Annotated in this window: 5 protein-coding genes; 1 reads left to right on the forward strand and 4 read right to left on the reverse strand. The window is 71.4% G+C overall.

The window, feature by feature from the left end; all coding sequences use genetic code 11:
• Window positions 1-101: 101 nt before the first annotated feature.
• The 3 genes from DLJ47_RS00830 to DLJ47_RS00840 all read right to left on the reverse strand — a co-directional run bounded on the left by DLJ47_RS00830 (window position 102) and on the right by DLJ47_RS00840 (window position 4926).
• Entirely contained in the window at window positions 102-2036 is a 1935-nt protein-coding gene (locus DLJ47_RS00830) for a S8 family peptidase (protein ID WP_109898197.1), read from the reverse strand.
• A 175-nt stretch (window positions 2037-2211) separates the two neighbouring features.
• On the reverse strand, window positions 2212-3486 hold the full coding sequence (gene gabT / locus DLJ47_RS00835) for a 4-aminobutyrate--2-oxoglutarate transaminase (protein ID WP_109898198.1): 1275 nt from the start codon (window positions 3484-3486) through the stop codon (window positions 2212-2214).
• 3 nt (window positions 3487-3489) lie between these two features.
• Window positions 3490-4926, reverse strand: coding sequence for a gamma-aminobutyraldehyde dehydrogenase (locus DLJ47_RS00840; RefSeq protein WP_109898199.1), 1437 nt, complete (start codon window positions 4924-4926; stop codon window positions 3490-3492).
• A gap of 145 nt (window positions 4927-5071) precedes the next feature.
• Here DLJ47_RS00840 and DLJ47_RS00845 point away from each other — a divergent pair, with 145 nt between their 5' ends.
• Window positions 5072-6511, forward strand: coding sequence for an aldehyde dehydrogenase family protein (locus DLJ47_RS00845; RefSeq protein ID WP_109898200.1), 1440 nt, complete (start codon window positions 5072-5074; stop codon window positions 6509-6511).
• A gap of 163 nt (window positions 6512-6674) precedes the next feature.
• On the opposite strand, the gene DLJ47_RS00850 is transcribed toward DLJ47_RS00845, so the two are convergent.
• A complete protein-coding gene (locus DLJ47_RS00850; protein WP_109898201.1) occupies window positions 6675-6902 on the reverse strand; it encodes a winged helix-turn-helix domain-containing protein in 228 nt (75 codons plus the stop codon).
• Window positions 6903-7355 lie beyond the last annotated feature (453 nt).

Here is a 7355-nt window from a genome sequence, read left to right on the forward strand (position 1 = left end):
GGCACCCCTGCCGGACCGGGTGCGAAGGGCCCCTCGCGCGGCGAGGGGCCCTTCGTTCGTGACCGTTGGTGGCCGGGCCGGTGGACGCCGGTCCGGTCCGCCTACAGGGTCAGGGTCCAGCTGTTCAGGTAGCCGGTGTCGCCGCTGGCCGCGTCCTGGACGCGCAGCGTCCAGGTGCCGTTGCGGGTCTCCGCGGAGAGGTCGCCGGTGTAGGTCTGGTTGATGTTGTCGGTGGAGCCGCCGGCGCGGTTGTGCAGGGTGTAGGTGCTGCCGTCGGGGGCGATCAGGCTGACCACGAGGTCCCCGATGTAGGTGTGCACGATCTGCACCGCGACCGTGCTGGTCGACGAGGCGGCACCGGTGCAGCCGGCGATCGTGATGGTGCTGGTCACCGTGGCGTTGTCGCGGATGGTCACGTCGGTGCCGTTGCTGCCGGTGCAGTCCGTGCCGCCGGAGCCGCCCAGGTTGAGCGTCCAGCTGTTCAGGTAGCCGGTGTCGCCGCCAGCGGCGTCCTGGACGCGCAGCTTCCAGGTGCCGTTGGCGGTCTCCGCGGACAGGTTGACCGGGTAGCTCTGGTTGATGTTGTCGGTGGAGCCGCCGGCGCGGTTGTGCAGGGTGTAGGTGCTGCCGTCGGGGGCGACCAGGCTGACCACGAGGTCCCCGATGTAGGTGTGCACCAGGTCCACCGCCACCGTGCTGGCGGAGCCGGCGTTGCCCGAGCAGCCCGCGATGGTGATCGTGCTCTCCACCGTGGCGTTGTCGCGGATGGTCACGTCGGTGCCGTTGGTCTGGGTGCAGCCGGTGGGCGGCGGGGGCGTGGTGCCGCCGTCACCGACGTACAGCAGCTTGTTGGGCGAGCCGGAACCGGGGTTGCTCACCGCGTTGCCGGTGGCGTCGGCGACGAGCTTGTCGCGCACCTGCTGCGGGGTGAACGACGGGTTGGCGGCGAGCACGAGCGCGGCGGCGCCCACCACGTGCGGGGTCGCCATCGAGGTGCCGCTGATGGTGTTCGTGGCGGTGTTGCTGGTGTGCCAGGCCGAGGTGATCGAGCTGCCGGGGGCGAAGATGTCCAGGCAGGAGCCGATGTTGGAGAACGAGGAACGGGCGTCGGTGTTGGTGGTCGAGCCGACGGTGATGCCGGCGGGCGTGCTGGCCGGCGAGCTGTTGCAGGCGTTCGCGCCGGTGTCGTTCCCGGCCGCGAGGCCGTAGCTGACGCCGTCGGCGATGGACCGGGCCACCGCGTCGTTGACGGCCTGGTTGAAGCCGCCGCCGAGGCTCATGTTGGCCACCGCGAGCTGGCCGGCGGCGTGGTCGCCGGTCACCCAGTCGACGCCCTGGATGACGCCGGCGTTGGTGCCGCTGCCCGCGCAGTCGAGCACCCGGACGCCGACGAGGGTGACGCCCTTGGCGACGCCGTAGGCGCTGCCGCCGACCGTTCCGGCCACGTGGGTGCCGTGCCCGTTGCAGTCGTCGGCGCTGCCGCCGTCGATCGCGTCGAAGCCGGAGACGGCCCGGCCGCCGAAGTCGTTGTGGCCGAACCGGATGCCGGTGTCGATGATGTACGCCTTCACGCCCGAGCCGGTGTTCGGGTAGGTGTACGAGTTGTTCAACGGCAGCGCGCGCTGGTCGATCCGGTCCAGCCCCCAGGACGGGGTGGGGCTCTGGGTGCCGCTGATCCGCATGGTGTGGTTCTGCTGGACGTAGCTCACCGCCGGGTCGGCGGCGAGCCGCCGGGCCTCCTGCTCGGACAGCCGGGCCTCGAAGCCGCGCAGCGCGTTGCGGTACGTGCGGTTGACCGCACCGCCGTGCCGGTTGGCGAGGTCGCTGGCCCGCTGCGCGACGTCGGACCGGCCCACCGAGGTGTCCTTGAACACCACGATGTACGAATCGGCGACGGCGGTCGGCCCCCCGGCCAGGAGGACCTGCCCCTCGGCGGGGGCGGCGGTCGCGGGGGCGCCGAACGCCACGGCGGTGGCGACGGCGGCGGTGGTCAGGCCGAGGCGCCAGCGGCGCGCGGCACGGTGGGGAAGTGTCATCCCTCGGAGGTTCCTCTCGCTCAACGACGGCGGGTCGCGCCATCGATCGCAATTGATCAAATTGAGCAAGATCGTAGAGGGAGGACAGGCAAATGTGTAGATGTTTCGATATCTGGCAAACGGCGGCACACGATGCTATGGCGAGCCGGGGACGGACGTCCCCGGCTCGCATCTGTCAGCCCTGGAAAGCCGCCTCCAGGATGTCCAGGCCGCGGCGCAGCTCGGCGGCGGAGATCACCAGCGGGGGCAGGAAGCGCAGCACGTTGCCGTACGTGCCGCAGGTCAGGGTGAGCAGGCCGGCGGCGTGACAGGCCGCCGACACCGCCGCCGTGGTGGCCGGATCGGGGGTCAGCGTGCCCGGCTGGACGATCTCCACGGCGAGCATCGCGCCCCGGCCGCGTACCTCGGCGATCACCCCGGTGCGCTCGGCGATGGCCTGCAGCCGGGGCACCATGGCCGCCTCGATCCGGCGCGCGGCGGCGGCCAGGTCCAGCTCGTGCATGGTCTCGATGCTGGCCAGCGCGGCGGCGCAGGCGAGCGGGTTGCCGCCGTACGTGCCGCCGAGGCCGCCGACGTGCACCGCGTCCATCAGCTCGGCCCGGCCGGTCACCGCGGCCAGCGGCAGCCCACCGGCGATGCCCTTGGCGAGGGTGACCAGGTCCGGCTCGACCCCCTCGTGCTGGCAGGCGAACCAGTCGCCGGTACGGCAGAACCCGGTCTGGATCTCGTCGGCCACGAACACCACCCCGGCGGCGGTCGCCCACTCGCGCAGCGCCGGCAGGAACCCCGGCGCCGGTACGACGAACCCGCCCTCGCCCTGGATCGGCTCGATCAGCAGCGCGGCGACGTTCTCCGCGCCGACCTGCTTCTCCACCAGCTCGATGGCCCGGGCGGCGGCCTCCGCGCCCGGCAGGCCGCCGTCGCGCAGCGGGTACGACATCGGCACCCGGTAGATCTCCCCGGCGAACGGCCCGAACCGGTGCTTGTACGGCATGTTCTTCGCGGTCAGCGCCATGGTCAGGTTGGTCCGGCCGTGGTACGCGTGGTCGAAGACCACCACCGCCGGCCGCCCGGTGGCGTGCCGGGCGATCTTCACCGCGTTCTCCACCGCCTCGGCGCCGGAGTTGAACAGCGCCGAGCGCTTCTCGAACCCGCCCGGGGTGAGCGCGTTGAGCTGCTCGCAGACCGCCACGTACGACTCGTACGGCGCGACCATGAAGCAGGTGTGGGTGAACCGCTCGACCTGCGCCCGGACTGCCTCGACCACCCGCGGGGCGGAGTTGCCGACGTTGGTCACCGCGATGCCGGCGGCGAAGTCGATCCACTCCCGCCCGTCGACGTCGATGAGCGTGCCCCCGCCGGCCCGGTCCACGTAGGCCGGGATGACGCTGCCGACACCCCGGGCGACCGCCGCCCCGCGCCGCTTGTGCAGCTCCTCGCTCGACGCCATGGGTCAGCCCTCGATGTTGTGCATGACGTGCTTGATCCGGGTGTAGTCCTCCAGGCTGTAGACCGAGAGGTCCTTGCCGTGCCCGGAGTGCTTGAAGCCGCCGTGCGGCATCTCGGAGATGAACGGGATGTGCGTGTTGACCCAGACGCAGCCGAAGTCGAGCCGGCGGGTCATCCGCATCGCCCGGCCGTGGTCCCGGGTCCAGACCGAGGCGGACAGGCCGTACTCGACGCCGTTGGCCCAGCGCACCGCCTCGTCCTCGTCGGTGAACCGCTGCACGGTGATGACCGGCCCGAACACCTCGTCCTGGATGATCTCGTCCGGCTGGCGCAGGCCGGAGACCACGGTCGGTGCGTAGAAGTAGCCGCGCTCGCCGAGCTGCGAGCCGCCGGTCTCGACGTTCGCGTGGTCCGGCAGCCGGTCCACGAAGCCGCGTACCCGGGCCAGCTGGTTGGCGTTGTTCAGCGGGCCGTAGAGCACGTCCTCGTCGTCCGGGGCGCCGGTCTTCGTGTTGCGGGCCTGCTCGGTGAGCGCCGCGACGAAGTCGTCGTGGATGCCGGGGCCGGCCAGCACCCGGGTCGCCGCCGTGCAGTCCTGCCCGGCGTTGAAGTAGCCGCCGACCGCGATCGCCTCGGCCGCCGCCGCCACGTCCGCGTCGTCGAAGAGCACCACCGGCGCCTTGCCGCCCAGCTCCAGGTGGGTCCGCTTGAGGTCCGGCGCGGCCGCGGCGGCCACCTCCATGCCGGCCCGGGTCGAACCGGTGATCGACACCAGCTGCGGGATCGGGTGGGAGACGAGGGTACGACCGGTGTCCCGGTCGCCGCAGACCACGTTGAACACGCCCGGCGGGAAGAACTCGGCGGCGATCTCGGCCAGCAGCAGCGTGGACACCGGGGTGGTGTCGGACGGCTTGAGCACCACCGTGTTGCCGGCGGCCAGCGCCGGGGCGATCTTCCAGACCGCCATCATCAGCGGGTAGTTCCAGGGCGTCACCTGGGCGCAGACGCCGATCGGCTCGCGCCGCACGTACGAGGTGTGCCCGGCCAGGTACTCGCCGGCCGAGCGCCCCTCCAGCAGCCGGGCCGCGCCGGCGAAGAACCGGAACTCGTCGACCGCCGGCGGCAGCTCCTCGTCGGCGGTGAGCTGACGCGGCTTGCCGGTGTTGCGGACCTCCGCGTCGACCAGTTCGACCGCCCGGGCCTCGACCGCGTCGGCGAGCTTGAGCAGCGCCTTCTGCCGCTCGGCCGGGGTGGCGTCCCGCCAGCTCTCGAACGCGTCGGCGGCGGCCTTCATCGCCGCGTCCACGTCGGCGGCTCCGGAGACCGGGGCCTGCGCGAAGACCTCACCGGTGCAGGGGTCGATCAGGTCGGCGTAGCCGCCGTCCACCGGCTCGACGTACTCGCCGTTGACGAAGTTGCGCAGCTTCTGCTGGTCACTCATGACTCGATCTCTCCGAAGGGGGGCCGGGGGTACGGGTCTGCGGCGGTAATCGCAGTCTGTGTGCCATCTTCGCTACTGAATTCGCGGCAGACAAGGGCTAACGCGACTGTATCCGTCGGCTGGTTGGTGGTCTAGGCTGCTCAGCGTGGAGCCCGTTGCCTTCTATGTCGCCGGTCGCCCCGTCCACGGCGAGGGCGAGCTGACCGTGCACCACCCGTACGACGGGCGGGCTGTCGGTCGTACCACCCAGGCCACGCCCGACCAGGTCGAGGCCGCCGTCGCCGCGGCGGCCGAGGTGGCGGCGGCGGCCGCGGCCCTGCCCGCACACGTGCGCGCGGCGGCCCTGGACCACGTCTCCCGGCGGCTCGCCGAGCGGGCCGACGAGGTCGCGCGGCTGATCACCGCCGAGAACGGCAAGCCGCTGAAGTGGGCCCGGGCCGAGGTGGGTCGCGCGGTCTCCACGTTCCGCTGGGCGGCCGAGGAGGCGCGCCGCTTCTCCGGCGAGTTGCAACGACTCGACACCGACCCCGCCGCCACCGGGCGGATCGCCCTGGTGCGGCGGGTGCCGAAGGGGCCGGTGCTGGGCATCGCTCCGTTCAACTTCCCGCTCAACCTGGTCGCGCACAAGGTCGCGCCGGCCATCGCGGTGGGCGCCCCGATCATCGTGAAGCCGGCGCCGGCCACCCCGCTGTCGGCGCTGCTGCTCGGCGAACTGCTCGCCGAGACCGAGCTGCCGGCCGGGATGTTCTCGGTGCTGCCGCTGCCCAACGAGCGGGCCGCCGAACTGGTCGCCGACCCGCGGCTGCCGGTCGTCTCGTTCACCGGCTCCGGGCCGGTCGGCGCGGCGATCCGCCGGGCGGTGCCCGACAAGCACGTCACCCTGGAGCTGGGCGGCAACGCCGCCGCGGTGATCTGCGAGGACTGGGACTCCGCCGAGGACCTCACCTTCGCCGCGCACCGGATCGCCACCTTCGCCAACTACCAGGCCGGGCAGTCCTGCATCGCTGTGCAGCGGGTCTACGTGCACGAATGGCTCTACGACGGCTTCCTGCCCCGGCTGGTCGCCTCGGTGCAGGAGCTGCGCACCGGCGACCCGTCCGACGAGCTGACCGACGTCGGGCCGCTGGTGTCCGAGGACGCCGCGCGCCGGGTCGAGGCGTGGGTGGACGAGGCGGTCGCGGCGGGCGCCACCATCGAGGTCGGCGGCCGGCGGAAAGGGGCGACCTACCCGCCGACCGTGCTGTCCGGGGTGCCGGCGGACGCCAAGGTGAGTGCCGAGGAGGTGTTCGGGCCGGTGCTGGTGGTCGCCCGGGTCGAGAACGACGAGGCCGCGTTCGCCGCGGTCAACGACTCGGCGTACGGCCTGCAGGCCGGCGTCTTCACGCACAACCTCCAGACGGCCTTCCGCGCCGGCCGGACGTTGGAGGTGGGCGGGGTGATCGTCGGCGACGTGCCGTCGTACCGGGCCGACCAGATGCCGTACGGCGGGGTGAAGGGCAGCGGCGTCGGGCGCGAGGGGCTGCGCAGCGCGATGGAGGACTACACCGAGCCGCGGGTCATGGTGCTGACCGGGTTGTCGTTGTAGTCGCTTGCCAGCTCCCTGAGGGAGCAAATGCAGGCAGGGCGGCCCGGCCAGCAAGACCTCTCGGGAGACTGATCCGGCGTACAGGTCGACTCGTTTGACAGGGCTTAGTTGCCGCCGTGGCGGTTGACGAGAACGAGACTGCCGCTGCCCTGCCTTGGCGTCGCTACCGCTTCGGTAGCGGGTCCATGACGTAGACGCCCTTGCCCTGTCGACCGTCGATCAACTGCTCGGCCTTCAGTAGAACCATGGCGGTCCGGATCACCGTGCCACTCACCTTGTAGTGCTCGCACAGGGCTGCGAATGACGGCAACTTGTCGCCCGGCTTCAACTGGCCGGACGCGATCTGCTCGCGGATGTCGCGGGCGACCTGAAGATATGCGGCTTCAGACATCGGTGGTGCTCCCAGCTTGGCGGCTGGCACAAGCAGACCACACGACACGCCGTACATACAACACAATGTGCCCGAGGCGTTGACCGTGAATACATTGTACTTTAAGTTGCGGGTGGGGCTACTGAGCTTGGCGGCCGGATGCCCCGCCGTGGGTGTCTGGGCTGGTCCCCCGGCCAGCCAGGCACCCGCGGCACCGTCCTGGCGACTCGACGGGAGGCCCGATGACTCATCGGATGCGGTGGATGCCGAGCCGATGCGGGGCCACTGAGCAGGCGACCGAGCTTCGGGAGTGGCATGCGGGTTCAGGAACTAAGCGGAAGACGCGTTAGTAGTGCTTTGTTAGGTTGGGACGAGTTGGCGGCAGAGGGGGCAGAACCCGAGCCAGGTCGCGAGTAGGTATTGCAGTTCGCGGAGGATGGCGTACAGGCTCAGGTTCGCCCCACTGCTTTTGGG

Source organism: Micromonospora sp. S4605, assembly GCF_003176715.1.
Taxonomy (GTDB): domain Bacteria; phylum Actinomycetota; class Actinomycetes; order Mycobacteriales; family Micromonosporaceae; genus Micromonospora; species Micromonospora echinaurantiaca.